The sequence below is a fragment of the Paenibacillus sp. DCT19 genome (assembly GCF_003268635.1).
In the GTDB taxonomy this organism is placed as follows: domain Bacteria; phylum Bacillota; class Bacilli; order Paenibacillales; family Paenibacillaceae; genus Paenibacillus.
Window position 1 is genome coordinate 4,611,582 of sequence record NZ_CP029639.1, and the last position, 25,238, is coordinate 4,636,819.

Genomic DNA, 25,238 nt, shown 5'->3' on the forward strand with positions numbered 1-25,238 from the left:
TGGTCACACCTGCTTCCCTAGTTTTCGTATATGGGCTATCCCTTATCGTTCTCGCTCTGCTATTCTGCCGCAATGCTCCTCCATTTATGCACAAAAAAGGACACCATGACGAATAACAGCAATGATGTCCTTTCATATTTACAATATTGATGGCAAACGATCTAAATAAATTTCCCCGACTTTATGACATACAAGCCGATTGGTTAATACAGCAATACGTCTATTAGTCACCACGGAATGCGCGTTTTACTCGATCAAAGAAGGATTGCTCATGCTCATGAGTTTGTTCTCCATCTAGGGCAGCAATTTGGCGCAACAGATCTTTCTGCTCGTCATTCAGCTTGCTAGGTGTAACAACAACCACTTTTACATGTTGATCCCCTTGACCCATACCGCGCAGGCGTGGAACCCCTTTGCCTTTGAGGCGGAAATAAGTTCCGGTTTGTGTACCCGCTGGAATTTTCAACTTCACTTTTTCAGTCAACGTTGGAATTTCAATCTCATCTCCCAATGCTGCCTGAGCAAACGTCAGTGGAATCTCGCAGTAAATATCGTCTCCTTCACGTTCGAAGAAATCATGTGATTTCACACGAATAACAATATACAAGTCTCCCGCTGGGCCACCACGCAGGCCACCTTCACCTTCACCTGTCATACGCAGTTGTGCACCATCATCTACGCCCGCTGGAATGCGAACATGGATTTTGCGTTGCTTGCGTACTTTACCGCTACCACTGCACGTTGTACATTTTTCTTTAATAATTTGTCCTGTACCACTACAGTTTGAACATGCACGGCGATTCACCATACGACCAAATGGAGTGTTCTGAACAACTTCCTGTTGTCCACTACCTTTGCAGACCGTACATGTTTCTGGTTTCGTTCCTGGTTTAGCACCTGAACCGTGACAAGTGTCACAACCTTCAGTACGCGGAATCGTAATGTCCGTTTCTTTACCAAAGACAGCCTCTTTGAACTCAATGGTCATGGTGTATTGCAGATCGTTCCCACGTTGCGGTGCATTCGGATCGCGTCGTCCGCCGCCACCACCGCCAAAGAACATATCGAAGATATCGCCAAATCCACCGCCACCAAAATCGCCGCCACCGCCGAATCCACCTTGATTCGGATCAATATGCCCATATTGGTCATACTGCGCACGTTTCTGGCCGTCACTGACAACATCATAAGCTTCCTTCACTTCTTTGAACTTGGCTTCCGCATCATCCGCTTTGTTTACGTCAGGGTGATACTGACGTGCAAGCTTACGGTATGCCTTTTTGATCTCCTCGTCGCTTGCATTTTTGCCAACGCCGAGCACCTCATAATAATCACGTTTTTCAGCCACTCTTCCACCCCCATAACATTCACCATATCGCACATCGTGACAAAAGGAAAGTCAAAGCACGGGAGCCCCGGCTATGACTTTCCCCTCAATCCGAACGTCACCGATGTTTCATTCGCCTACATGCGCGAATTAGTTTTGTTTTTTATCTTCGTCTACTACTTCGTAATCCGCGTCAACAACGTTATCACGTTTAGCAGAACCTTGTTGCTCTTCAGCACCTTGAGCCGCTTGCTCTTGTGCTTGTGCTTGCTCATACAGTTTTACGGACAGTTGTTGAACGATCTCTGTCAGTTCTTCTGTAGCTGCTTTGATGTCTTCCAAGTTGTCTGTAGCTACTACACCTTGCAATTTTTCTTTTGCAGCGTTAGCTTTTTCAACTTCACCAGCGTCAGCTTTTTCACCAAGATCTTTAATCGTTTTGTCCACAGAGTAGATCAGTTGGTCTGCACTGTTTTTAGCTTCAACGAGTTCTTTGCGTTTTTTATCTTCCTCAGCATGCAGCTCAGCATCTTTCATCATTTGCTCAACTTCAGCATCGCTCAAACCGCTGGAAGAAGTGATTGTGATTTTTTGTGTTTTGTTTGTACCTTTATCTGTTGCAGATACGTTAACAATACCGTTGGCATCAATATCGAAGCTAACTTCGATTTGTGGAACTCCACGTGGAGCTGGTGGGATATCTCCCAGCATGAAGCGTCCAAGTGATTTGTTACCCGCTGCCATCTCACGCTCACCTTGCAGGACGTGGATCTCAACGCTTGGTTGATTGTCCGCATAAGTGGAGAACACTTGAGATTTACTTGTAGGAATCGTTGTGTTGCGTTCGATCATTTTGGTAAACACGCCACCTGCAGTTTCGATACCCAGGGACAATGGAGTTACGTCAAGCAATACAACGTCTTTCACATCACCTGTCAGTACGCCCGCTTGTACAGCAGCACCCAAAGCTACAACTTCATCCGGGTTAACGCCTTTGTGAGGCTCTTTACCTGTCAGTTTTTTGATTGCTTCTTGTACTGCTGGAATACGTGTGGATCCACCAACCAATACGATTTTGTCGATATCGTTAGCAGTCATACCCGCATCGCTCAATGCGCGACGAGTTGGTTCAAGCGTACGCTCAACCAGACCAGCAGAAATTTCTTCGAATTTCGCACGGCTCAGGTTCAATTCCAAGTGTTGAGGAACGCCGTCAGCCACAGTAATAAACGGCAGGGAGATCGTTGTAGTCAATACGCCGGAAAGTTCTTTTTTCGCTTTTTCCGCTGCATCTTTCAAACGTTGAACCGCTGCTTTATCTTTGCTCAGATCAATACCTTGATCTTTCTTAAATTCACTTACGAGGTAATCAATGATTACTTGGTCGAAGTCATCTCCACCCAATTGGTTGTCACCACTAGTTGCTTTAACTTCGAAGAATCCATCGCCAAGTTCAAGGATAGATACGTCGAACGTACCGCCACCAAGGTCATACACGAGGATCGTTTGATCTTCGGATTTCTCCATACCATATGCCAGAGCCGCTGCTGTTGGTTCGTTGACGATACGCAGAACTTCCAAACCAGCGATTTTACCAGCATCTTTCGTTGCTTGACGCTGACTGTCATTGAAGTAAGCTGGAACTGTGATAACCGCTTGAGTTACCGTTTGACCCAGGTAAGCTTCAGCATCAGCTTTCAGCTTTTGCAGGATGATTGCAGAGATCTCTTGTGGAGAATAATCTTTGCTGTCGATTGTTTCTTTATGGGAAGTACCCATGTGACGTTTGATCGAAATGATCGTACGATCTGGATTCGTAATTGCTTGGCGTTTCGCAGTCTCACCTACAACACGCTCACCGTCTTTTTTGAAACCTACTACGGATGGAGTTGTACGTGCGCCTTCTGGGTTTGGAATTACGACAGCCTCGCCGCCTTCCATAACCGCTACGCATGAGTTAGTTGTTCCTAAGTCAATACCGATTACTTTGCTCATCGGAAAATTTCCTCCTTCGACAATTGAGAAGAATCCTTCGATTCTTCATTCTATTATGGTTTATTTTCTTGCTCTATGTGTGCAAACCTCTATATGAAGCTTCGCTGGCATTATACCCTCATGGAGAGGAATTATGAGCTTACCTTAACCATAGCCGGACGAAGCACTTTATCTTTAAGCATATAACCTTTTTGGACTTCCTCAACAACGGTACCTTCTTCATACTCGTCGCTTTCCACTTGCATGATCGCTTGGTGGAATTCAGGATTGAACGGTTGTCCTACCGTCTCCATTGCAGTCAGACCTTCGTTGTTTAACACGGACTCCAACTGGCGGAAGATCATTTGAATGCCTTTGGAAAAAGATTCACTCTCTGTACCTTCAGGTACAGTTGCCATAGCACGCTCGAAATTGTCGATAACCGGCACGAGTTCGGTGATCAGCTTCATCGAAGCATATTTCGCTAGTTCTTCTTTTTCCTTTTGAGTGCGGCGACGGAAGTTGTCAAAATCAGCTTGTGCACGGACAAAGCGTTGCTGATGTTCCTCAGCTTCTGCCATCAAACGTGCGATCTCACCTTGCTCTTGACCTACCATCTCCTCAGCCTGTACTTCTGCAGCACCTGCTTCGTTAACAGGCTCCTGGCTTTCAGCCGCTGTTGTGTCCTGTTGTTCCTGCTCTTCTGCTGCGAATGATTGCTCCTCTTTCAAGATGTTCACCTCCTTATAAGAATGAAATGGTTCATTTCCCGTTCGTGATAAGCATCATGCAGGATAACCCACACAATGCTTATTTGAAACGATGCGTTAACATCGAAGTCAAGTCACGAGAGAGTGTATTTAAAATATGAATGACACGCGCGTAATCCATTCGTGTAGGCCCCAGTATACCAATGGAACCTAAGGCCTCGCCATCCAATGAGTAAGATGCTGTAATTAAGCTGCAATTGGCAAAGGCTTCATGATCATTCTCGGTACCAATCCGTACCTGAATGCCAGATCCACCCGGCACGGGCATCATTAACTTCATCAGTGTTGGCGTTTCATCTAACAGGTCAAGAATATCTTTAACCTTTTCAACATCTTTAAACTCAGGTTGAGTTAACATATTGGTAGCACCGCTAAGGAACAGACGATTGTCGTGCTCATTGTCAAAAGCGCTATTCAGCACCTGCATTACTTCTTCATAGCGATTAATATGTCGTTCCATCTCTTGCCCAAGCTCTGTATAAAGGCGTGATTTGAGTTTATAAATAGGTACACCAACCAATTTGGTATTTAACAGACGTACCACATTCTCCATCTCGGCAACCGAGATTTCCGGTGGAATCTGTACCGTTTTGTTCTCAACTTGGCCTGTATTCGTTACAATAATCGCCACAGCTTCCCGTTCATTGAGCGGTAACAGTTGAAAGTGGCGAAGTGAGGTATGGAACACTTCCGGTCCAAGCAAGATCGAAGTATAGTTGGTCATATGTGACAATATGACTGATGCATGCTGTATGACCTGTTCCATGACATTTAACTTCTCAGCAAAAAATGATTTCAGATCGTCCAATTCTTGAGGCTCCACTTGATTCCACGGAACCAGATGATCGACATAATATCGGTAGCCCTTGTGGGAAGGAATTCGTCCAGCAGATGTATGCGGCTGTTCCAGAAATCCCATATCCTCAAGATCCGCCATCTCATTACGGATCGTCGCTGGACTGTATCCAACATCTCCTCGTTTGGAGATGCTTCGGGACCCTACGGGCTCAGCTGAACGGATATAGTCATCCACTATAGCGTTCAGAATCATACGTTGACGCTCAGTTAACATGGTGAGTATCCCTCCTTCTGACTGCAATGTCCCATGTCGTTAGCACTCAGGTTAGATGAGTGCTAAGCGGTAATACAAAAATACCAAACTGACACGAACATTGTCAAGTCAGTTTCATGACGATGCTCATCAATTTATTACGTATGTTTAAGCTGACATGTTTTTTAGAACGAAGAAGATGGAAATTACGCGATCTCTCTAATAGTATAGACCATTCTCCTCCTGTCATAACACTCAACACTCATTATACATAATATGCATGAAAAAGGATCGCATGAGAGAGAGCTGTTCACTCAAGACTCTGTTCATGCGATCCATTATGCATCAGGCGGAAATTTCTAGTTCTTTCAGCACTGCAATTTCGTCGCAGCAATTTTGTTTGCTGCAATGCACGCAGTCTGTCCATACTTTTTCAGGGAAAATCTCTTTATCTACAATGGCAAAGCCATTTTTCTCAAAGAAAGAAACTTCATAAGTGAGTGCCATCACTTTAGGAATTTTCTGATTCTGAGCTTCTTCCACCAGTCGATCCAGCAACCGGGAACCTATGCCGAGTCCTTTGTGTCCTTCTGAGATACCAAGGGATCTAACCTCAACCAGATCGTTGCCCAAACGGCAAAGCGACCCACATCCCACGACCTCACCATCCACTTCTGCAACGACAAAGTGTTCCAGCTGCCTATGCAGTACTTCCCTTGATCGCGGAAGCATGATCCCACGCTCTGCGTATCCCTTAATCATTTCATATAGCGGTTCAACATCTTCCGGCACGGCTTTTCTGCATATTACCGACATTCTGCTCTCCTCCTATTACCAAGCTTTCCGAAGGAAAGCCAACTTCGTAGTTGTTAAATTACACGCTCTGTCAAATCAATATGAATAAATATACAACAGAGCGTATAGAATTTCAAGCTACGAATTCAGCGATATTGAGCCGATAAACTCAGCAAAAACGTCGTTGCCGAACAGGATACCCTGCTCGCTCAGCCGGAAGCCGTCTGGCGTCCGCTCAAGTAGTCCTGCGTTTAACATTTTGCCCAAAGGCTTCGCGAACACCTCTTCAATGGATTCTCCGAATTGCTCACTGAAACGTGAGGCCGAAGCACCCTCCAGCATTCGGAGTCCAACCATGAGATAATCCTCCATGGCTTCTGGACGACTGATCTCAAAGTGATCTAAACGCGGCAGTCCAGTTTTGGCAGCTTCAACATACGGATTTATGCCTTTGATATTCATATGCCGTTCGCGGCCTACGTATCCATGTGCCCCTGCTCCAAGTCCATAATAATCCTCGTTGCGCCAGTAGGTGATATTGTGACGACTCTCGAAGCCAGGTTTAGCAAAGTTACTGATCTCATACTGCTCGTATCCCGCTTCTTTCATTCGACTCATTAATAGAAGATACATCTGCAATTCATCATCTTCATGCGGCAGCGGCAATTGATTTTTCTGATACAGCGTATGGAACAGGGTGTTCTCTTCCACTTTCAAGCTATAGATTGAATAATGCGGCAGATCTAGCTCCAGCGCTCTGTCGATACTCTCATTCAACATCTCTACTGTCTGGTTCGGCAAACCAAACATTAGATCGATGGACAAGTTGCTAAGTCCTGCCTTACGTGCATTCTCCAAGCTACGATATACATCATCCGTGTTATGAATGCGACCAATGCCAGTAAGTAGGTCATTTTGGAAAGCCTGCACGCCAAAGCTGACACGGTTAACGCCGCCTTCTTTCATCGCAGCGAGCTTCTCCGCATCTGTTGTTCCCGGGTTAGCTTCCATTGAGAATTCAATATTGTCTGCCCAATTCGGGAAGTACGTTTTGACGGAACGAAGGAAGTACGCCATTTCGTCAGGTTTCAAGGCTGTGGGTGTGCCCCCACCTACAAATATCGTTTTAATTTCGCCCGGCGGATTCGCCTTAACGGTATGCTCCATTTCCCGTTCCAGCGCCTCTAGATACTGCATGACAGGCTGATCCTTCAGAACATAAGAGTTAAAATCACAGTAAAAACATTTATTCGTGCAAAAGGGAATGTGAAGATACACTGCTTGGGGTGAACCTGTTTTCCGGCTTTGTGATGTCAATGTCATGGGTAAGTCCCCCTCTATTTGAAAAAAGGAAAGCCATCCGGCTTCCCCTCTCAGCTTCATTATATAAATTGAATTTACTCGTAAGTGTCCGTTCAATCTATACCATATTATTATTTGCAAGCAAGCGTCTTATCTTATAATTCAATTTCGATACACACATTCTGTGTTGTACCCGAAATTGAATTATTAATCATCAATTTTCAATACAGCCATGAACGCTTCTTGTGGTACCTCAACGTTACCAACCTGCTTCATCCGCTTCTTACCTTCCTTCTGCTTCTCCAGCAGTTTCCGTTTCCGCGAGATGTCACCACCATAACATTTAGCAAGTACGTTTTTACGCATTGCTTTTACCGTTTCACGCGCCACTACCTTCGTTCCAACGGATGCCTGAATTGGCACCTCGAACATTTGCCGTGGGATCAGCTCACGCAGTTTCTCACAGATAATGCGGCCACGGTTATATGCACGGTCACGGTGAACGATGAAGGACAGCGCATCGACCTGTTCGCCATTGAGCAAAATGTCCATTTTCGCCAGATTAGACTGACGATAGCCAGACAACTCATAGTCGAAGGATGCATAACCTTTGGTACTCGATTTCAATTGATCGAAGAAGTCATATACAATCTCGGACAACGGGATCTCATACGTAATCGTAACCCGCGTAGTGTCCAAATACTCCATATTAACGTATTCGCCACGTTTGTTTTGGCACAATTCCATAATGGTACCTACATAATCATTCGGTACGATAATGGCTGCCTTAACATAAGGTTCCTCTACATAATCGATCCGTCCTACCTCGGGGTAGTTAGATGGATTGTCAATCTGAATCATCTCACCGTTAGTCAGAGTGACATGATAGATTACGCTTGGTGCAGTAGTGATCAACGGAATGTTGAATTCACGCTCAATCCGCTCCTGAATAACGTCCATGTGCAGCAATCCGAGGAATCCGCAACGGAATCCGAATCCAAGCGCACTGGATGTTTCTGGCTCAAAGCTCAGTGAAGCATCATTTAACTGCAATTTCTCCAATGCCTCACGCAGATCCACGTAATCCGATGTTTCAATCGGATACAGACCGCAGTATACCATTGGATTAATTTTGCGATAACCTGGCAACGGCTCTGCCGTCGGCTTTTTGGCATCGGTTACTGTATCCCCGACCCGCGTATCTCCTACATTACGGATACCCGCTACGATAAATCCAACGTCACCCACGTTTAGCTCGTCCACAATGGTCATGCGTGGTTTGAAGGCACCCACTTCAATAACCTCAAATGACTTGTCTGTTGCCATCATTTTGATCTTCGAACCCGATTTGATCTTACCATCGATGACACGTACGTATACAATTACGCCTTTGTACGGATCATAGTGCGAGTCAAAAATCAGCGCTTTCAGTGGTTGATCTGGGTCACCTGCAGGAGCAGGTACGCTTTGTACCACTTGCTCAAGAATCTCCTTGATCCCAATTCCAGCCTTGGCGGAAGCCAGCACTGCATTACTTGTATCAAGCCCTATCACATCTTCTACTTCCTGCTTCACACGATCAGGATCAGCGCTTGGCAGGTCGATTTTGTTGATGACTGGTAGAATTTCGAGATCGTTATCAAGCGCAAGATATACGTTAGCTAGTGTTTGGGCTTCAATCCCCTGAGCCGCATCCACTACCAACAGCGCGCCTTCACATGCAGCCAAACTCCGTGATACTTCATACGTGAAGTCTACGTGTCCTGGTGTGTCAATCAAGTTCAATAAATACTCTTCACCATCGTCTGCTTTGTAAGTCAGAGCTACAGCTTGCAGTTTAATTGTAATTCCACGTTCGCGTTCAAGATCCATCTGATCCAGCACTTGCTCCTGCATCTCACGCGATGTAAGCGCACCTGTGTACTCCAAGATCCGGTCCGCAAGTGTTGATTTGCCGTGATCTATATGTGCAATAATTGAAAAGTTACGAATTTTACGTTGTCTTGCCCGAATGTCAGTCATTCCTTACCCCCAGAAACAGCCTAGTGTCAATCACTTCATTATAACAGTTGATGCAGGGTGCATCAATCCCATGATGTTTCAACTTTATCATAATCATCACTACCAAGAACTGCCGAGGGTATATTTTGCCTTGAATGTATTGCTTTTTATTCAGCAACGCCACTAAACAGGGAGACCACCCATTTGATACCGTTATGAGAAAGGTTCTGCAGAAGTCCTGCTGTTTTATCAGCAAGAACATCAACCGGTGCCTGGCTCTGCTCTGCTCCTAATACCTGACTTGGCGATTGGACAGGCACAACCGGAGGTTCCTTTTTTTCGACCTGCTCCACAGGCTGCTCTGGCTCAGATTCGACTGCAACGGATGCTGGCTCTGACTTCACAAGTGTAGGACTCTCCTGCTGATCATTCCCAAGCTGAAAGTTACTACCTGCCAGTTGCATACCAAACAGGATTCCCAGCAACATCAGAACAGCTACCGATAGCAGCTTTTCCCCGAATCTGGACACACCTTCGCCCCCTCTATAAATATTTTAGAATGTTCTCCATCTGACTCAATTGCTAACCACCTTGTGTTTCCTTTTTCGCACTTGCCTTATCTACCTTCTGGTCTTGCCAATACACTTCGGCAATCATGTCTGCCAGTATTTTAGAGGTTCGCTCTAATTCTGCTGCGGTATTGTCGATACCCCGATTTCAATGAGGATACTGTTTGGAGAAAGTGTCTGATTATATTCGCCATTGTTAGCTCCTCCCCCATTTTTCCCCCAGACTCCGCGGGAAACACCGGGATACTTGGCTTCAAGCTTTTTGTGAATCTTGGCCGCAAAGGCTTCATTTTGCTGCCAGTTAGGGTTTTCATGCCCAATGATAAAGTAAACCTTCGCATATCCAAGACCTTCAATCGTTGTCGTTGTTTTATTATGACGCTGTGAATCTCTATGGATATCAATGAGATAGGTAAGATCATCATTTTGGGCGAGTGCAGCTTTTACCGTCTGGCGTGAATATTTATAGGAATAATTCCAGTTATAATCCTTCACTTTAGTAGGGTAATCATCTTTGGCATGTTCCACCCCTATCCCTAGCTTTTCCAAACTATCTGTTAAATAGCTCCCCACTTGAAATACATTGCCTGTGGACTTACCGGAAGAAGGATTATCACTCTTGGTACCTAATAGTGGGTTGTATCCTTCCCGTGGATGCGAGTGATAGATGAGTACCGTCTTTTTATCTAATGTAGGTTTGGAATCATCGTCTGGGTTCTTCGAAGGCGGATCTTCCTGAGCTTCTGGATCTTTAGAATCCCCAGAATTTTCAGGCTCGTCCGTGTCTGGTGAGGTCGTGTCATCCTGCCCTGGTGGCGTATGTAACTCTCCCTCGCTTTTCCCTCCACTGTTTGAAGCTGTGTCCGTTAATCCGGGTCCGGGTTGATAATCCTCTGGCGCTTCTGCCTTTTCATTTCCCGAGCCTGGCCGAAGCAACACAGGTTGATTCGAACCCATTCCTGGCATTTCTCTAGCAATTAAGCTTTTGGGATCCTGAGGATTAACATTCGTAAGCAGTTGAAAAACAAACGTAGTTAAATTCTCACCTGAGAACGCAGACGTCTGTTCCTTTTGAGTTAAATGCGGCACTTCCATGCCCAGCATGTCTACAAAAAAACGACTAGACACGGTACTGGCGAAACCTTTCATTGAAGAAACTGGCGAATTATTCAATCGCTTCTCTGCCATTCCTCCTAGGCCTAGTACTACAAAAAATAGGACAGATATAATCATAAGCAACAGCAACGTACGGCCCATGGCCAGTACATGCAGCAATCTTTTTCTCCACTTACCAATATTCCAAGCCAATATTTTGTTCATTGCCTCTGTCTCCTTCCCTGCTGGACAACTCTTATACTCCAACTCTATGAGCTAGTTAGAATTGATAGAACTAGAAGAGGACAATCTCCAAAAAAAAGAAAGTCCGATAGATTCGGACTTTCTTCTATAGGCTTGGCCAGTTGCAATTTCCAATTTAATATAGGAGGAAGCTAGAAGTGGTTAACTTCATCAAGCCAGTTTCATCAGTTTTCAATTTAATGTGTATAGGCGGCTACATTGTCAGGATTTACAGCATCATGTAGTGCTGCATTTAGCCCTGTCGCAATAACGTTAGCGATATCTTCAATAAATTCGTCGATCTCTTTAGGGGTTACGATCAGATCATGCCCCAACGGTTCAAGCACTTCTTTCACTAAACTAAGGCGATCATTTTCACTAATGTCGTCAAGCATGCCCATAATCTGTTTTGTTTGATCCGTCTCCTGGCGGAAATGATGCCGCATCATCTCGATTGCGTTATTCACAATCGTCGATGCATAACAAACCGTAGGAACACCAATCGCAATACAAGGCACACCCAGAATATCCTTAGTTAAGCCACGTCGCTTATTCCCAATGCCAGAACCCGGGTGAATACCTATATCTGCCACTTGTATCGTCGTATTGACACGTTCTAATGAACGGGAGGCAAGAGCATCAATCGCAATGATTGCATCTGGCTTGGTTCGATCAACAATGCCTTGTACGATATCACTCGATTCGATCCCCGTAGTTCCGAGTACCCCAGGAGCAATAGCACTTACTTCTCGATAACCCGGCGCTACCTGATCAGGAACTAATTCAAAATACTGACGGGTAACCATGAGATTCTCCACAACTAACGGGCCCAGTGAATCAGGTGTCACATTCAAATTTCCCAACCCTACAATTAAAACTTTAGAGTCTTTGTTGATGCCTGCTTTGGTCATAAAGTCTTCCATTTCTCGGGTGAATTCCGCAGCAACACGCTCCTGTAGTTCCGTATCTCCATTGCGAAGTGTTGGAACCTCCAACGTCACATAATGCCCCTTCACACGACCAATTGCTTGTGCCGCTGCATCGTTCAGAACATCAATCCGCGTAATCTTAATTCCTTCTTTCTCCTCTACATCTTCCTTTAAACCTGGAATGGTCTGTTTCTGTTCACCCTGAACCATTTCTTTTGAATCAATAGCCAAATCAGTGCGTACTGTATAGTTCTGTAAATCAAGTGTCATCCGTTCTTGCCTCCCTTACCGCATTTGAGCATATTGTGTGGGAAAAAGGGCTACTTTATGCAGCATACCCGAATATGATAGGAATTTCTGTTGCAATTTACATGCCATCATGCTAGAATATTTTAAGTTGTGAAACGTTTGTATTCATGCGAATGCCTTACAGGAGGTGAATGTAATGCCAAACATCAAATCCGCTGTTAAACGCGTAAAAACGAGCGACAAGCGCCGCGCACTCAATGCTTCCCAGAAATCCGCACTCCGTACAGCTGTTAAAGCTGCTGATGCTGCACTGGTAAGCAACGAAGTTGATACTGCTAAAGCTGCGATTCAAGCTGCTTCCAAAAAGCTGGACAAGGCTGTAACTAAAGGTCTGGTTCATAAAAATGCTGCAGCTCGCAAAAAGTCTCGCTTGGCGAAAAAACTGAACGCTCTTTCCGCACAAGCGTAAGAAGCGTTACTTATACGATCCAATGGAAAAATCCTGAACAGCACGTGCTTTCAGGATTTTTTAGCTATGTGGTCTGTTAGGTACAGTTCAGAACAAAAAGCGGCTCTCACTCGGTTGATCAACGATCAACGGAGTGAGAGCCGCTTTTGTTATCTTTGATTGGTAATCAAGATTCACGATGATAATTGGCAATCATTTAATTATCGCTCAACATTATTATGCTCCAAGTCTTAGCAAAAACAGTTCCAGACCAAGCACTTTATCTACAGCGCCTGTTTTCATTTGATAATCCAGCTCACTCAAATGGCTTAAGATCAGGCGTAAACGTTCAGGCTGAAATTTTCGAGCCTGCTCCCCAGCAATTTTGACTGCATACGGATGAAGTCCAAGCTGGCTTGCAATTTGCTGCTGTGAATAGCTTTGCTGCCCAAGCTCCTTCACCTGAATCATGATTCGGAACTGCCTCGCGATCAATGCTGCAATTTTGATAGGCTCTTCGCGCTGTTTTAACAACTCGTAGAATAGAGCTAACGCTTTCTCAAGCCTTAAATTCGCTAATTCCTCCACTAGGGCAAACACATTCTGCTCCGTGCTACGTGCAACGAGCGATTCAATATCCTCACGCTTAATCACGCCACCATTTCCAGCAAATAGACACAGCTTGTCTACCTCAGCAGATAACGTCTGCAGACCTGTTCCCGCATAACTAACAAGCATATCTGGAGCTCCAGGCTCAAAGGTAACCTCGCGTTGTTTAGCCAGCTTCACAATCCAATTCAACAACTCTTCTCCACTCAGCGGGGCAAACGAAAGCACAATGGCTTGCTTCTTCGCAGCCTTCACCAGCTTCTTACGCTCGTCCAATTTATCCCCTTGAGCCAAAAATACAATTGTACTGTAATCTGCAGGGTTATCCATGTACGTTAATAAGCGATCGACCTGATGTTCAATTTTAGAGTCCTTACCGGCCGTAAATAGATTTGCATCTCTAACAATAATTAGTTTACGTGGCACGAGAAAAGGAACCGTCTCTGCTTCTTCAATAACAACTTCTACAGGCGTCTCCGAGAGATCATAAGGTACAATCGCAAAATCACGATGCTCCTCCTCAATAACCTGTTCCTTTAACATATCCGTAAATTGCTGTATCTGGTATTTCTCCGTTCCGTACAGCACATATATCGGAGCCGTATCTCCATTTCGTATTGCTTTTGTTGCACTCTTCACATCCATCACGGTGCCTCCTTATCCCTCTTATCCTACCAGAAAACGTGACAGACAACAAAGGGACCTTCCATCCACAGTGTGGATAAAGGCCCCTCAGTCCTACATCTATATAAACGCAGCATCAACCACTCTAGAAGAGGCTGATGCGCGGTCATACGACGTCAGTTGTTATAACTGATATAGGACGTGGTTTACTTCCATTATATTCGGATGAAGCTAGAATGTGCTTCCATCGACAGTTAATAATCGAAACGTTCTACAATTATTTGCCGGAATTCCCGCTGTCTGCAGCTGGAGCTACATTAAATGACTTTTTCACCGCTGTTCCGTCTTTCTCTGTCTCGTAATTAAATACAGTGCTATCCTTGGACCAGCTAGCCGATTTTAATGTTCCTTCCAGATCACGCTGTTCTACTAGATTCAGAACGTCAGAATCACTGGCAGATTTAGAATAGATACTGAGCTGGTTCCCGATCTGTAAGACCAGATAAGATCCATTCGGAGACTTCCACTCGGTTGCAGGAGGAGCCACCGCAGCAAACCCACGGTCTGAACCTGCTAATCCATTGTTGCTTTCTGTCGCCTGCTCTGGGTTCTGATCTGCGTTAGGAGCGACCATCCCCGTTGCTGGTTCATCATTATTTACATGCGGCACCACATCTTGCGTTGTAAAGGATTCCGCTTCTCCATTTTCAGGTTCAGTTGCAGCACCGTCATCCGAACCTGCTTGAGGAGCATCGGTACTTCCCGGATCTACACTCTTTTGTTGATCAGGTTGTACTTGATTAGCATTCCCCTGATTTTCCGAAGGTGTTGACGCAGAAGGCGTTTCTTTTGGTGCATCGACTTTGGCTCCAGCATCAGCCGAAGGCTGTTTCGGTGCTACATCTTCCTGAGGTTGCGTTTCCAGCTTCTCCGTCTCATTCTCCTCAGGGGTTACTTCTGAAGTAGATTCTTGTGTATCAGGCTGTGTATCATTCTGTTCATTAGACAGCCCTGACATTGCACGGTTATCTCCTTCTGTTGGAGCAGATGAATCGTCGTTGCTAATTTCCATTCTGAGTGCGTTCTGATCTTCATTACTGCTTTCTTGAGCACTACCTGCACCCATCATCGACTCTGCATTTTCAATTTTCTCAGGCTTAGGACCCCATATAGCTACGCCCAATACCAAGACTGCTGCCGCAGCCCCCATAGACATTCGGCCAACCATAGAATTAAACCATGAGGGTTTAACTTTCCGCTCACTTGATCGTTGTAAATTTTCAAATGCAGCAGGGACAGGACTCATTTCTTGCATGGCACTACTCTGTTCCCTCCGCGCTTCGTCGATCGCATCTAATTGAGGCATGATTGCATCCACTAAACTAAACTTCGGGGTTACTTGCGGTAAATCTTCCAGTTCTCTGGACAAAGCTCTGAGCAAACTAAAATTCTCGGCGCACTCCGGGCACTTGGCCACATGCTGTAGCAACTGCTCGGTTTCCACCTCACCCAGATCATGATCCAGATACCGGTGCATCCATTCCACCACCTCTTCACATTTCATCCTGTCACACCACCTTTCTGATACTCCTGTAGTAGATTTTGCAATTGTTGCCTAGCTCGGAATAAATAAGATTTCACCGTATTTAACGGAAGATCAAGACAATCCGCAATTTCGTTATACGATAAATCCTGTAAGTATCTTAGAACAATCACGGTTCGATGATGCTCTGGAAGCTTGTTGATCGCCTCCTGAATATCTTTTGCCACATACGTGGACATGACTTCAAATTCTACATTTTGATTATCTTGAAAAACCATCTCATGCTCGTCAATTGAAACAGAAGGCTTGGTTCTTCTAAATTTATCAATACAGATATTCGTTACAATGCGTTGAACCCAGGTTTTGAATTGTGCTTTTTCTTCATAAGAATTAATCTTGGTGTAAATTCGGATCAACGCTTCCTGAGCAGCATCCAAAGCGTCTTGTTCATTATTTAAAATGTAAAATGCGGATCGATAAACATGCTGTTCAATGTTCCGCAATAGGGTAATTAGAGCGTCGCGATCGCCCGATTGAGCGGCTCTGATGAGTTCCGGCTCTACCACAAAGGATCCCCCTCTCCCTGCAACCTTACAGACGTGACCATCAATAAAATTGTTGCAAAGTTAAGTATTTTTTTTATCGGCATCATAAAATAACGGCTTATGTATTAAGGGCCGCCCAAAATCTTCTCTTAGAATAACAGAAATTGCATAAAGCGTCACCACAGCAGTAAAAAGCGATTCCAGTACTTACACGATTCAATTGCTGAGCAATAGCATATATTATAGCAAACAGCCCTCAGAAGCAAAAAAATAAAAAAAAGTCGAATTTTGTACAAATTTAAGCTCTTTTTAATGCAATTTTCATGAAAATAGTGTATTGTAAATTTACATTCATAATACGAGGTGATGAGCATGCCAGCTCTAGCGAAAATTCAGTTGTTAAAAGAACAAATGCCTAAGGAATATCAAAGCATTTCTCATTTTGTAGAACATGCACTGGAATCCATTGATACCCTGGTAGAGGAACATCGGAAATATACTGCTGCACAAGCGTTATACGGCGATAAAATTGTCGGATCGGAAGAACGCTTGTACAGAGAAACTGTACTTGATGTTCGTGAGCAGCTTCTGCTTACGCTTGAGAAAACAGTAGAAGACCTTCTGCATAAAGGTGACAAACACTGGAATAAACATTTCAAAGATGGCGTTGAATAGTTTCAACTAGCAGTTAAAAATAGCCCGTTTCCGTTCCCTCTCAGTTGGAGGGTACGGAAAGCGGGCTTTTTTTTGATGAAGTCCAGTAACTTGTAATTAAAAGAAATGAATAATTCGTGTAATGTTCAGTAAATCACAATCAGTTTGCCATTGGCAAACCCTAAGGCTCTTACACCTGCAGAGCTAGCATATACCCAAGCTTCGATCTTGCCTTTAGAACTTGTTTCATACGAAATGCTCGTTGGATCCCCCCACGCCAAGCGCGCCTGCGTCATGTTCATTCCTAGAGCTACTTCTCTAGCAATAATTTTATTCCATGTGGACTGCGACCAATTGTATTTCTTATAAGGATCAGAAGAGAAGAACCAATGTCCTGCAATATCCGAAAATTCATCATTCCCCACCCTCCAATTTATATCGAATATCTATTTCCCCATCTTTGACCCTCATCTGGATCTCTCCCATCTGATCTGTTCGATAGATCTCGGATCCCGTTTCCCCCAGACGTTCCATTACTCCCGGATTGGGATGACCATAGGTATTGTTGAGTCCAGCAGAGATTACAGCGGTTTTGGCATTCCAGTATTGAAGCCATGCTTCGGTTGACGACGTTTTGCTACCGTGATGCGCCACCTTCAGGACGTCAATGGAGATCGACTCCTCCTTCGCCGCCGTCTCTTCTGCATCACCAGTGACTTTCCGAGCCGTTTTGTTGCCCGAAATCATTTTCATTAGCTCCAGAGGAACATGCTTATCAACATTTCCACCTCTTACATTCTGTCTTTCAAACTGGGTAGCAAGCGATCCATCCTGAATCATGTAGAGTAAATTTTGCTCGGCTGCTGCATCCATATCTCCCGTGAACAAAAATGAAGCGCCAGCCATATCCAGCAAAAAGACAACCGAATCATGATTTTGATGTTCAGATACAGGAATACCATCCTCATCCTCAAGATGCAACGTATCTAGATCTGGATTAATAAAATGTAACGTAGTCTCCTCATCCGCGACGTAAGACAGTCCTTGCCGAATTGCATATAGCGGTATATTACGCTCAATAGCTGTATCTATTAGTTTATCAAAATTACTCTTACCACTTGTTGTGCCATTAAACATAAAACGCTCCACTGGAATCTGTTCCAGTACAGCTTGTAATCCCCCAGCATGATCCTGATCGGCATGGGTCACGATAACGGCATCCAGCCGATGTATGCCTCGTTTTTTCAGCAAGGGTACAACCACCTTCGCTCCAACTTCATAGGGATCACGCCGAGTTTTCCACGATTGATCAGGCTTGCCGAAGCTAACCGTACCCCCGCCATCAACCAAAATATGCTTTCCCTCAGGCGTCGTAATTAACGTGCTATCCCCCTGACCAATATCGAGAAACTGCACTACACCCGTCCGCGAAGGCTGTGGAGTCTGATAGGCCCACCATAGCCCTGCAATCAAAGTAATCACAAGTAACCCGCATATCCAGCGTTGAGAAACAGGTCGTTGTCTCCCCGAGTCATCTCCCGCTCCTCTAGCCCGAAATGCACTTGTGTACTCTGGCCAGGCAATACTTGCACTGAGTGTGGTCATCGAACCCTTGTGCTTTGCTTGCGCGCTATTATTCTGATTCGGTGGGTAAAGAGAGGACTTGAAGGCAAGTTTGCCATTCATCCTAGAGGTCGCCCATGCTGCATCTTCCCGTTTCAACGGTTTGGTCTCTTCATCAACATGATTGCTCCACTGTGATTCTTGACCATTCCCTTGAAACCATATACGTAATAGTGCATACAACACTCCGTAATAGACTCCAACCCACAGCCAGGTAGGCGTAGCCCAGATGAGTACAAAACCAGGCAAACTATTCAACCATTCAATGCCAGCAAAGGTTAGTTTATTTAGGAGGATGACCAGCCAAGCGAACGGTTTGGCCAGAGGTAGCCATATCATAGATAACAGCAATGCAACCGCTCCAAGGGGCAGTACTACAGCGCTTATGAGTGAGACAAAGAGGAAATTTGCTACAAACGATAATATTGAAAACTGATTGAAATACAATATGGTCACCGGAAATGAAATGAGCTGCGCTGTAACAGTCACCGAGGCTGTCGCAGCCAGTGCTTTCGGCAATTTTCTAAACAGACGATTAATAAAAGGCATGTAGATCATTAAACCGGCGGTGACGAGAAAAGAAAGCTGGAAGCTGACGCTCAGCAAAAAATACGGATTCCACCACATCATTAACAATGCTGCCGCACTGATCATCTGCAATCCATCCCTTGCTAACCCTCGTCTAGCCATATACAAGCCAAGCATGGACATAATGCCTGCACGAATGACCGAGGGAGAACCGCCAGATAACATGACATAAGCAGGGATAAGTAATAATACAATCGTGAGTGACGTTTCTCTAGTTAACCTCAGCCAAGACAACAAAAACAACAACGAAGCAACATAAACGGCAACATGTGTGCCAGATATCGCCAGGATATGGGTAAGTCCAAGCTGTGAGAAGTGACCATACGTATCCGGATCAATGTCCTTCGCCATACCTATGATCAGCCCCTTCATGTATCCAGCATGAGGTTCGGGAAATAAAACTTCTAAAGCGCTACCCAATTGGTGTCTGATCCTGTCATTCCAACGAAAAATATCAACACGGCCCCAGCCTTCAGGCTGCATGTTTTTAATGGAGTTGGCACCTTTGACCTTAAATAACCAATGTATCTCCTGTGTCCGCAAATAATTCCGATAATCAAAGCCACCATAATTCCGGGCTTCTCCCGGCCTTGTGAACGAGCCAGTCAATATTATGGAATCTCCCCGGCTCCACGCCATCGCTATGTCCTGCTCTTCTTCTTCGGCTAGTTTGACTTGTACCATTAAACGCTCGCCCACATCATGTATGGGCTGCAGCTTCGTATCTACTCTTTCTTCAGTGCCAGATAACGGGTCTGCTTCCGGATATATTGTAGAAAGTAATAGCTCAAAATCCGCCCGATCTCCATCCACACGAACAGCTGACGCGATCGTACCTTCTAGCTTCGCTACATAACCGTCCAGCTCCCGATGACTCATTCCAGTGATCTCAGGCAAGATGCTGACATTACGCAGATCATTCCATTCCCAGTGGGCAAGACCACCTAGAAGCGATGCAACAAGTAGTATACGAGTCCAGCCGCGGATATCCATCCAACGAAAAAAGAGAGGCATACATGCAATCACTCCGATTAATCCCCACATAAGTGTCCATCCTGATAATGCACATCCCACTACACTCCCGCATAACCAACACACTGTAAAAAGCAATAGCGGCCTACCTTTCATCCTAATCCCCTCCTTATCATTTTTTTACAGAAGCTTATTTATAATCAAAAAAAACGAAGAAAAACCCCCGGTAGCTGACGTAGCTAACCGGAGGTTCTTCCCCAATTTAAAGCGTAATTAAGTTAAGTAATATCACATTACAATACACATACCTGACAACAAAGACGACGCATACGTAGCCTCCATAGCCTTCCCGTGCCTAACCGTTTAGTCGCTAATTGTCATCATCGTCTCACGTGGTGGCTGATATTGCTCCAGCTTGCGGAATGTGATTCCTTTTTGCGCCATCATACGTGTTACTTTTCCCGTATCCTTAGGATATGGGCGATGGAAAACAATTTCCGTAATACCACTGTTTGCAAGCATATTAGAGCAGGTCCAGCAAGGTTCATCCGTCACATAAACAGAAGAGCCCTCCCGGTCGATTCGATCCGTGAACAGAAGCAAATTTTGCTCCGCATGAATCGTGCGAATACACCGCTGCTTCTTGACCATTTCCTCTTTACCATCCGTGACAACCAGCTCATACTCTTCGGATATCATGCATCCTGCTTCTGAACAATCCGGCACTCCCATAGGTGCACCGTTGTATGCTGTTCCGAGCAATTTTTTCCCTTGCACAAGCACTGCACCTACATGCCGACGCGAACAGCGGGAGCGGGTAGAGACCATATAAGCAATATCCATGAAGTAAGTATCCCAGTCTTTGCGTACATCTGTTGTACTCATATTTGCATCCTCTCCCGATTGAAATAATCTAAATTACCGAATTTGCACATACGGAGCCATCTTCTCCAGCATTTTCATACCTATTCCTTTTACTTTGGTCAAATCACTGACTCTTGTAAACGACCCATGTGCATTTCGATAATCTACGATGGCCTGCGCCTTCTTCTCTCCAATGCCTGGAAGCTCAGTAAGTTTAGAGACAGGTGCTGAATTGATATCAATTTTACCATTGTCGACAACCTCTTGCTCGGGCGGGCTTGAAACTTGCTGCTCGGGCTTCACTTCTGCTTCGGTTGTAATATTCGTGATAGCTACAGACGTAGCGGATTCCGTACTAGCAACGTCTGGAATTTTCCCATCTGATGTCTTCTCCTGAACCGTAGAGGAAGCCTCACTGCTTCCAGCAGGATTCACCCCCGCAGCGACCGGTGTTGCTTGTTCTACTACAGCATTCGTTGACAACTCACTATTTTGACCCAAAACAGCCGACTCTACAATAGCAGCTTCCTGCTTGAGCGTCGGCGTTTGGGTGGCGAGCTGCATCGGTTCCCAGCCAGAAGGCGGCTGTTCACTTTTGCCCGACCATAATATAAGTATCGTTCCAATTACCGCAGCACCAATCGTCCATCCTTGTTTCCATCTCATTCGTCTACACCTCTCCCTGTTATCAAAATAGATCAATTTTGAACACGGGCGGTGCTTCCGAACCGTCTATAAATGAACTACACACTCCACATTCCTTTTTTTCATGTCATGTCAAACAAGTCATGCTGCATAGACTAGAAGGAACGAACTACGCCAGTACCGTAAAGCATGAAAGGAGGCCTGAAACAATGAAGGTTGGATTTATCGGAACCGGCAGCATGGGAAGCCTGCTGATCTATGCCCTGATCCAATCCGGAGCATTGGAGCCGCGGCAGATCGCCGCAAGCAATCGAACCCCTTCCAAAGTGCGTCAGTTATCCCTCCGTTATCCCGGTCTGCATGAATCACAGAGTAATCGGGAAACCGTTATCCGAAGCAACATCATCTTTCTCTGTGTGAAGCCGCTGGAATTCAAACATGTTATTGACGAGATCCTGCCTGTCGTGAATCCCAATCATATGATTGTCTCGATCACTAGTCCCGTGCAGCTGCGTCATCTGGAATCTTCACTTCCTTGCAAAGTCTCCAAAGTTATCCCCAGCGTCACACATCAGGTCGGCAGCGGAGCGTCATTATGTATACACGGTGAACGAATGACAACTGAAGATCGCACTGTATTGGAAGGCTTGCTGAGTCATTTCAGCAAACCTTACCAAGTGGATGAAGCGTGTACCCGCATAACATCCGACTTTTCCAGTTGCGGACCTGCATTCATATCGTTCTTTTTGGAACAATGGATTGAGAGTGCCGTCAAGCTTACAGGGATTAAACGAGCAGATGCCTGTGCTCTTGCAGGTGAGATGCTCCTCGGAACAGGTAAACTGCTCACTGAAGGAGGCTATACGCCTCAAGAACTTCAAGCACGTGTTGCTGTTCCCGGTGGCATTACTGCCCAGGCTTTGGCACTACTCAAGATTAGTCTGGATGGTGTATTTGATAGTCTCATTCACACCACCCACGACAAATATGATGAAGATCTGGTAAAGCTTAATGAACTATTTCAAACCAGTGAGATTAACCGGCAACAATATTAACCAGTTTGCCTGGAACGGCAATGACCTTACGAATGGTCTTGCCTTCCAGAGCCTGCTTCACAGGTGCAAGCTCCATTGTGAAGTCTTGCATGCCTTGTGCATCCAGATCCTTCGCAACAGTTGCCCGTGTTACAATTTTGCCATTCACTTGAACGACAATCTCCACTTCAGCGTCTACCGTCATAGCTTCGTCGTATTCAGGCCAAGCTACATAAGTAATTCCACCTTCATGACCTAAGCGACTCCACAGCTCTTCGGCCATATGCGGTGCCAATGGTGAGAGCAATTGTACGAAGTTCTCCATTGATTCACGCGGCAGTGTATCTGCTTTGTAAGCGTCGTTGATGAAGATCATCAGCTGACTGATCGCTGTGTTGAAGCGCAGATGCTCCAGATCATCAGTTACTTTCTTAATCGTTTTGTGAGCAGTACGCTTGAATTCCTCTGTGCCGCCATCTGCTGTGATTTTATCATTAATCGCGCCTGTATCCTCGTTGATGAAGAGACGCCATACGCGTGACAAGAAGCGGTACATACCTTCAACCCCGTTAGCATTCCACGGTTTTGTTGCTTCCAGTGGTCCCATGAACATCTCATACAAACGCAGAGTATCTGCACCGAATTCATTTACAATTTCATCTGGGTTAATAACATTACCACGAGATTTACTCATTTTCTCATTATTGGTTCCCAGAATCATACCTTGGTTCACGAGTTTATGGAATGGCTCTTTGGTCTGAACTACGCCCAGATCGTACAATACTTTATGCCAGAAACGTGCATACAGCAAGTGAAGCACAGCGTGCTCTGCTCCCCCGATATACAGATCGACAGGCAGCCATTGTTGTTGTTTCTCCTGAGAGATCAGTTCCTTGTCGTTATGTGGATCGATAAAGCGCAGGTAATACCAGCAGCTTCCCGCCCATTGTGGCATCGTGTTTGTCTCACGGCGTGCTTTCATTCCCGTTTCAGGATCAACCGTATTCACCCACTCGGTTACATTCGCCAGTGGTGATTCCCCTGTACCCGAAGGCTTGATCTGATCGATATCTGGCAGCAACAATGGAAGCTGATCCTCTGGTACGGTCTTCATCGTTCCATCTTCCAGGTGCAGAATTGGAATCGGCTCTCCCCAGTAGCGTTGGCGGCTGAACAACCAGTCACGCAGACGATATGTCGTTTTGCCTTCACCTTTACCGTTGTCTTCCAGCCAAGTAATCATCTTCGCAATCGCTTCTTCGTTGTTCAGACCATTCAAGAAATCAGAGTTAACGTGTGGTCCGTCTCCGGAATACGCTTCTTTGGTCACATCGCCACCAGCAACAACCTCAATGATGTCCAGTCCGAATTGCTTCGCAAATTCCCAGTCACGTGCATCATGCCCAGGAACCGCCATAATTGCACCTGTACCATAACCAGCCAGAACATAATCAGCGATCCAGATAGGCACCTTCGCTCCATTTACTGGATTGATGGCATAAGCCCCTGTAAATACACCTGTTTTGTCTTTGGCCAAATCGGTACGTTCCAGGTCACTCTTACGTCCAGCTTGCTCCTGATAAGCTTTGATCGCTTCACGTTGCTCTGCAGTCACAATGGCTTCTACCAGCTCATGTTCCGGTGCCAGTACAGCATAACTAGCTCCAAACAAAGTATCCGCACGAGTCGTGAATACCTTGATTACTTCCTCACGTCCCTCGATGGCAAACACCACTTCTGCCCCTGTAGATTTACCAATCCAGTTACGTTGCATATCCTTAATGCTCTCGGACCAATCCAGCTCTTCCAGATCCTCCAAGAGGCGCTCAGCATATTCAGTAATTTTCAATACCCATTGACGCATCGGTTTACGGACAACTGGGTGATTACCGCGCTCACTTTTACCGTCAATGACCTCTTCATTAGCCAATACTGTACCCAATGCTTCGCACCAGTTTACAGGCACTTCGTCAACGTAAGCGAGGCCTTTGTTGTACAACTGGATGAAGATCCATTGCGTCCATTTGTAATAATCCGGATCCGTTGTGCTGATCTCCCGATCCCAGTCATAGGAGAACCCAAGGGATTTAATTTGACGACGGAAGTTGTCAATGTTACGGAATGTGATCTCACGTGGGTGTTCACCCGTATCAAGTGCATGCTGCTCAGCAGGCAAACCAAAAGCATCCCAGCCCATCGGATGCAAAACATTGTATCCGCGCATACGTTTGTAACGAGAAACGATATCCGTTGCAGTGTATCCTTCCGGGTGACCTACGTGCAGTCCCGCGCCAGATGGATATGGGAACATATCCAATGCATAGAACTTCGGTTTAGCCGGGTCCTCGCCTGTTTTGAACGTTTTATTCTCATCCCAAAATTGCTGCCAACTTTTCTCCATCACTTGTGGCTGATAGCCGTGCTTCGGCTGGTGATTCTCACTCATCTATTGTTCCTCCTCTGGTTGATTCACATAAATTACAACAAAAAAACCTCAGCATCCCATAGCGTTTGCAGCGCTAGGGACGAGAGGTTGAATTCCCGTGGTACCACCCTAGTTAGCGGACGAACGTGCTTCGTCATCCACTCCCTTTGAACCTGTAACGGCGGTTAACCGATGCGGATTTCCATTCCTGCAACCACCGAATAGACATCGGTTAAGTATCGGATGGTGTAATCACCGCATTTCTCCAAGGCGAGTTCATGAAATACTGTCAATCGGCTTGCACCAACCGCCGACTCTCTGTCATGTACAGAATTCACTACTGATCCTTATCATCGAAA

The 25,238-nt window shown here is 45.4% G+C and carries 21 protein-coding genes and 1 other annotated feature (1 of these 22 only partly in view); of the genes, 3 read left to right on the top strand and 18 right to left on the bottom strand.

Annotated elements, in window-relative coordinates; all coding sequences use genetic code 11:
• Positions 1 to 223: 223 nt before the first annotated feature.
• The 10 genes from dnaJ to gpr form a co-directional block, all read right to left on the bottom strand.
• A complete protein-coding gene (gene dnaJ, locus DMB88_RS21090) occupies positions 224 to 1,348 on the bottom strand; it encodes a molecular chaperone DnaJ (protein ID WP_128102921.1) in 1,125 nt (374 codons plus the stop codon).
• Positions 1,349 to 1,477: 129 nt separating this feature from the next.
• Positions 1,478 to 3,322, bottom strand: coding sequence for a molecular chaperone DnaK (gene dnaK, locus DMB88_RS21095; protein ID WP_128102922.1), 1,845 nt, complete (start codon positions 3,320 to 3,322; stop codon positions 1,478 to 1,480).
• Between the two features lie 131 nt (positions 3,323 to 3,453).
• On the bottom strand, positions 3,454 to 4,032 hold the full coding sequence (gene grpE / locus DMB88_RS21100; RefSeq protein ID WP_128102923.1) for a nucleotide exchange factor GrpE: 579 nt from the start codon (positions 4,030 to 4,032) through the stop codon (positions 3,454 to 3,456).
• A 79-nt stretch (positions 4,033 to 4,111) separates the two neighbouring features.
• Positions 4,112 to 5,143, bottom strand: coding sequence for a heat-inducible transcriptional repressor HrcA (hrcA, locus tag DMB88_RS21105; protein WP_056695970.1), 1,032 nt, complete (start codon positions 5,141 to 5,143; stop codon positions 4,112 to 4,114).
• Between the two features lie 324 nt (positions 5,144 to 5,467).
• On the bottom strand, positions 5,468 to 5,938 hold the full coding sequence (locus DMB88_RS21110; RefSeq protein ID WP_056695968.1) for an N-acetyltransferase: 471 nt from the start codon (positions 5,936 to 5,938) through the stop codon (positions 5,468 to 5,470).
• Positions 5,939 to 6,055: 117 nt separating this feature from the next.
• The gene (hemW, locus tag DMB88_RS21115) at positions 6,056 to 7,240 is read right to left on the bottom strand and encodes a radical SAM family heme chaperone HemW (RefSeq protein ID WP_128102924.1); all 1,185 of its coding nucleotides are present in this window, start codon (positions 7,238 to 7,240) and stop codon (positions 6,056 to 6,058) included.
• A gap of 186 nt (positions 7,241 to 7,426) precedes the next feature.
• On the bottom strand, positions 7,427 to 9,241 hold the full coding sequence (lepA, locus tag DMB88_RS21120) for a translation elongation factor 4 (RefSeq protein ID WP_128102925.1): 1,815 nt from the start codon (positions 9,239 to 9,241) through the stop codon (positions 7,427 to 7,429).
• A 146-nt stretch (positions 9,242 to 9,387) separates the two neighbouring features.
• Positions 9,388 to 9,750: a DUF3679 domain-containing protein gene (locus DMB88_RS21125; protein WP_128102926.1), complete on the bottom strand. Its 363-nt coding sequence runs from the start codon at positions 9,748 to 9,750 to the stop codon at positions 9,388 to 9,390.
• 153 nt (positions 9,751 to 9,903) lie between these two features.
• A complete protein-coding gene (locus DMB88_RS21130; protein WP_254438278.1) occupies positions 9,904 to 11,109 on the bottom strand; it encodes a stage II sporulation protein P in 1,206 nt (401 codons plus the stop codon).
• Between the two features lie 215 nt (positions 11,110 to 11,324).
• Positions 11,325 to 12,326, bottom strand: a complete 1,002-nt coding sequence (gene gpr, locus DMB88_RS21135) for a GPR endopeptidase (protein ID WP_128102927.1) — start codon at positions 12,324 to 12,326, stop codon at positions 11,325 to 11,327.
• Between the two features lie 175 nt (positions 12,327 to 12,501).
• Between gpr and rpsT the strand changes: the two genes are divergently transcribed.
• Positions 12,502 to 12,774 (top strand): 30S ribosomal protein S20, encoded by a 273-nt coding sequence (gene rpsT, locus DMB88_RS21140; protein ID WP_024628504.1) that lies wholly within the window; start codon positions 12,502 to 12,504, stop codon positions 12,772 to 12,774.
• 216 nt (positions 12,775 to 12,990) lie between these two features.
• Here rpsT and holA read toward each other — a convergent pair whose 3' ends face one another.
• From holA to DMB88_RS21155, 3 genes are all read right to left on the bottom strand, one after another.
• On the bottom strand, positions 12,991 to 14,007 hold the full coding sequence (gene holA, locus DMB88_RS21145) for a DNA polymerase III subunit delta (RefSeq protein WP_128102928.1): 1,017 nt from the start codon (positions 14,005 to 14,007) through the stop codon (positions 12,991 to 12,993).
• A gap of 256 nt (positions 14,008 to 14,263) precedes the next feature.
• Positions 14,264 to 15,550 (bottom strand): anti-sigma factor, encoded by a 1,287-nt coding sequence (locus tag DMB88_RS21150; protein WP_128102929.1) that lies wholly within the window; start codon positions 15,548 to 15,550, stop codon positions 14,264 to 14,266.
• On the bottom strand, positions 15,547 to 16,095 hold the full coding sequence (locus DMB88_RS21155; RefSeq protein WP_056695951.1) for an RNA polymerase sigma factor: 549 nt from the start codon (positions 16,093 to 16,095) through the stop codon (positions 15,547 to 15,549). The genes DMB88_RS21150 and DMB88_RS21155 overlap by 4 nt, the downstream gene beginning before the upstream one ends.
• A gap of 351 nt (positions 16,096 to 16,446) precedes the next feature.
• On the opposite strand from DMB88_RS21155, the gene DMB88_RS21160 reads away from it, so the two are divergent.
• Positions 16,447 to 16,749 (top strand): hypothetical protein, encoded by a 303-nt coding sequence (locus tag DMB88_RS21160; protein WP_056695947.1) that lies wholly within the window; start codon positions 16,447 to 16,449, stop codon positions 16,747 to 16,749.
• A gap of 125 nt (positions 16,750 to 16,874) precedes the next feature.
• On the opposite strand, the gene DMB88_RS21165 is transcribed toward DMB88_RS21160, so the two are convergent.
• From DMB88_RS21165 to DMB88_RS21180, 4 genes are all read right to left on the bottom strand, one after another.
• Positions 16,875 to 17,153: a hypothetical protein gene (locus tag DMB88_RS21165; protein WP_128102930.1), complete on the bottom strand. Its 279-nt coding sequence runs from the start codon at positions 17,151 to 17,153 to the stop codon at positions 16,875 to 16,877.
• Positions 17,143 to 20,067 (bottom strand): ComEC/Rec2 family competence protein, encoded by a 2,925-nt coding sequence (locus DMB88_RS21170; protein WP_128102931.1) that lies wholly within the window; start codon positions 20,065 to 20,067, stop codon positions 17,143 to 17,145. Before DMB88_RS21170 ends, DMB88_RS21165 begins: the two co-directional genes overlap by 11 nt.
• Positions 20,068 to 20,274: 207 nt before the next feature.
• The gene (locus tag DMB88_RS21175) at positions 20,275 to 20,796 is read right to left on the bottom strand and encodes a deoxycytidylate deaminase (RefSeq protein ID WP_128102932.1); all 522 of its coding nucleotides are present in this window, start codon (positions 20,794 to 20,796) and stop codon (positions 20,275 to 20,277) included.
• Between the two features lie 33 nt (positions 20,797 to 20,829).
• Positions 20,830 to 21,441 carry a ComEA family DNA-binding protein gene (locus tag DMB88_RS21180; protein ID WP_254438279.1) on the bottom strand — a complete coding sequence of 204 codons (612 nt, stop codon included), beginning with the start codon at positions 21,439 to 21,441 and terminating at the stop codon, positions 20,830 to 20,832.
• A 188-nt stretch (positions 21,442 to 21,629) separates the two neighbouring features.
• On the opposite strand from DMB88_RS21180, the gene comER reads away from it, so the two are divergent.
• On the top strand, positions 21,630 to 22,475 hold the full coding sequence (comER, locus tag DMB88_RS21185) for a late competence protein ComER (protein ID WP_128102933.1): 846 nt from the start codon (positions 21,630 to 21,632) through the stop codon (positions 22,473 to 22,475).
• Here comER and leuS read toward each other — a convergent pair.
• Entirely contained in the window at positions 22,456 to 24,900 is a 2,445-nt protein-coding gene (gene leuS, locus DMB88_RS21190) for a leucine--tRNA ligase (RefSeq protein ID WP_128102934.1), read from the bottom strand. The genes comER and leuS overlap by 20 nt on opposite strands.
• 72 nt (positions 24,901 to 24,972) lie before the next feature.
• Positions 24,973 to 25,238, bottom strand: a binding site (T-box leader); it runs 4 nt beyond the window's last position.

Coding starts and splice junctions, on each gene's coding strand:
- DMB88_RS21175 (WP_128102932.1), bottom strand. CDS start 20,796: ATGAGTACAACAGATGTACGCAAAGACTGGGATACTTACTTCATGGAT.
- DMB88_RS21180 (WP_254438279.1), bottom strand. CDS start 21,441: ATGAGATGGAAACAAGGATGGACGATTGGTGCTGCGGTAATTGGAACG.
- hemW (WP_128102924.1), bottom strand. CDS start 7,240: ATGACATTGACATCACAAAGCCGGAAAACAGGTTCACCCCAAGCAGTG.
- hrcA (WP_056695970.1), bottom strand. CDS start 5,143: ATGTTAACTGAGCGTCAACGTATGATTCTGAACGCTATAGTGGATGAC.
- leuS (WP_128102934.1), bottom strand. CDS start 24,900: ATGAGTGAGAATCACCAGCCGAAGCACGGCTATCAGCCACAAGTGATG.
- lepA (WP_128102925.1), bottom strand. CDS start 9,241: ATGACTGACATTCGGGCAAGACAACGTAAAATTCGTAACTTTTCAATT.
- holA (WP_128102928.1), bottom strand. CDS start 14,007: ATGGATGTGAAGAGTGCAACAAAAGCAATACGAAATGGAGATACGGCT.
- DMB88_RS21130 (WP_254438278.1), bottom strand. CDS start 11,109: ATGAACAAAATATTGGCTTGGAATATTGGTAAGTGGAGAAAAAGATTG.
- gpr (WP_128102927.1), bottom strand. CDS start 12,326: ATGACACTTGATTTACAGAACTATACAGTACGCACTGATTTGGCTATT.
- DMB88_RS21170 (WP_128102931.1), bottom strand. CDS start 20,067: ATGAAAGGTAGGCCGCTATTGCTTTTTACAGTGTGTTGGTTATGCGGG.
- comER (WP_128102933.1), top strand. CDS start 21,630: ATGAAGGTTGGATTTATCGGAACCGGCAGCATGGGAAGCCTGCTGATC.
- rpsT (WP_024628504.1), top strand. CDS start 12,502: ATGCCAAACATCAAATCCGCTGTTAAACGCGTAAAAACGAGCGACAAG.
- DMB88_RS21110 (WP_056695968.1), bottom strand. CDS start 5,938: ATGTCGGTAATATGCAGAAAAGCCGTGCCGGAAGATGTTGAACCGCTA.
- DMB88_RS21160 (WP_056695947.1), top strand. CDS start 16,447: ATGCCAGCTCTAGCGAAAATTCAGTTGTTAAAAGAACAAATGCCTAAG.
- dnaK (WP_128102922.1), bottom strand. CDS start 3,322: ATGAGCAAAGTAATCGGTATTGACTTAGGAACAACTAACTCATGCGTA.
- DMB88_RS21150 (WP_128102929.1), bottom strand. CDS start 15,550: ATGAAATGTGAAGAGGTGGTGGAATGGATGCACCGGTATCTGGATCAT.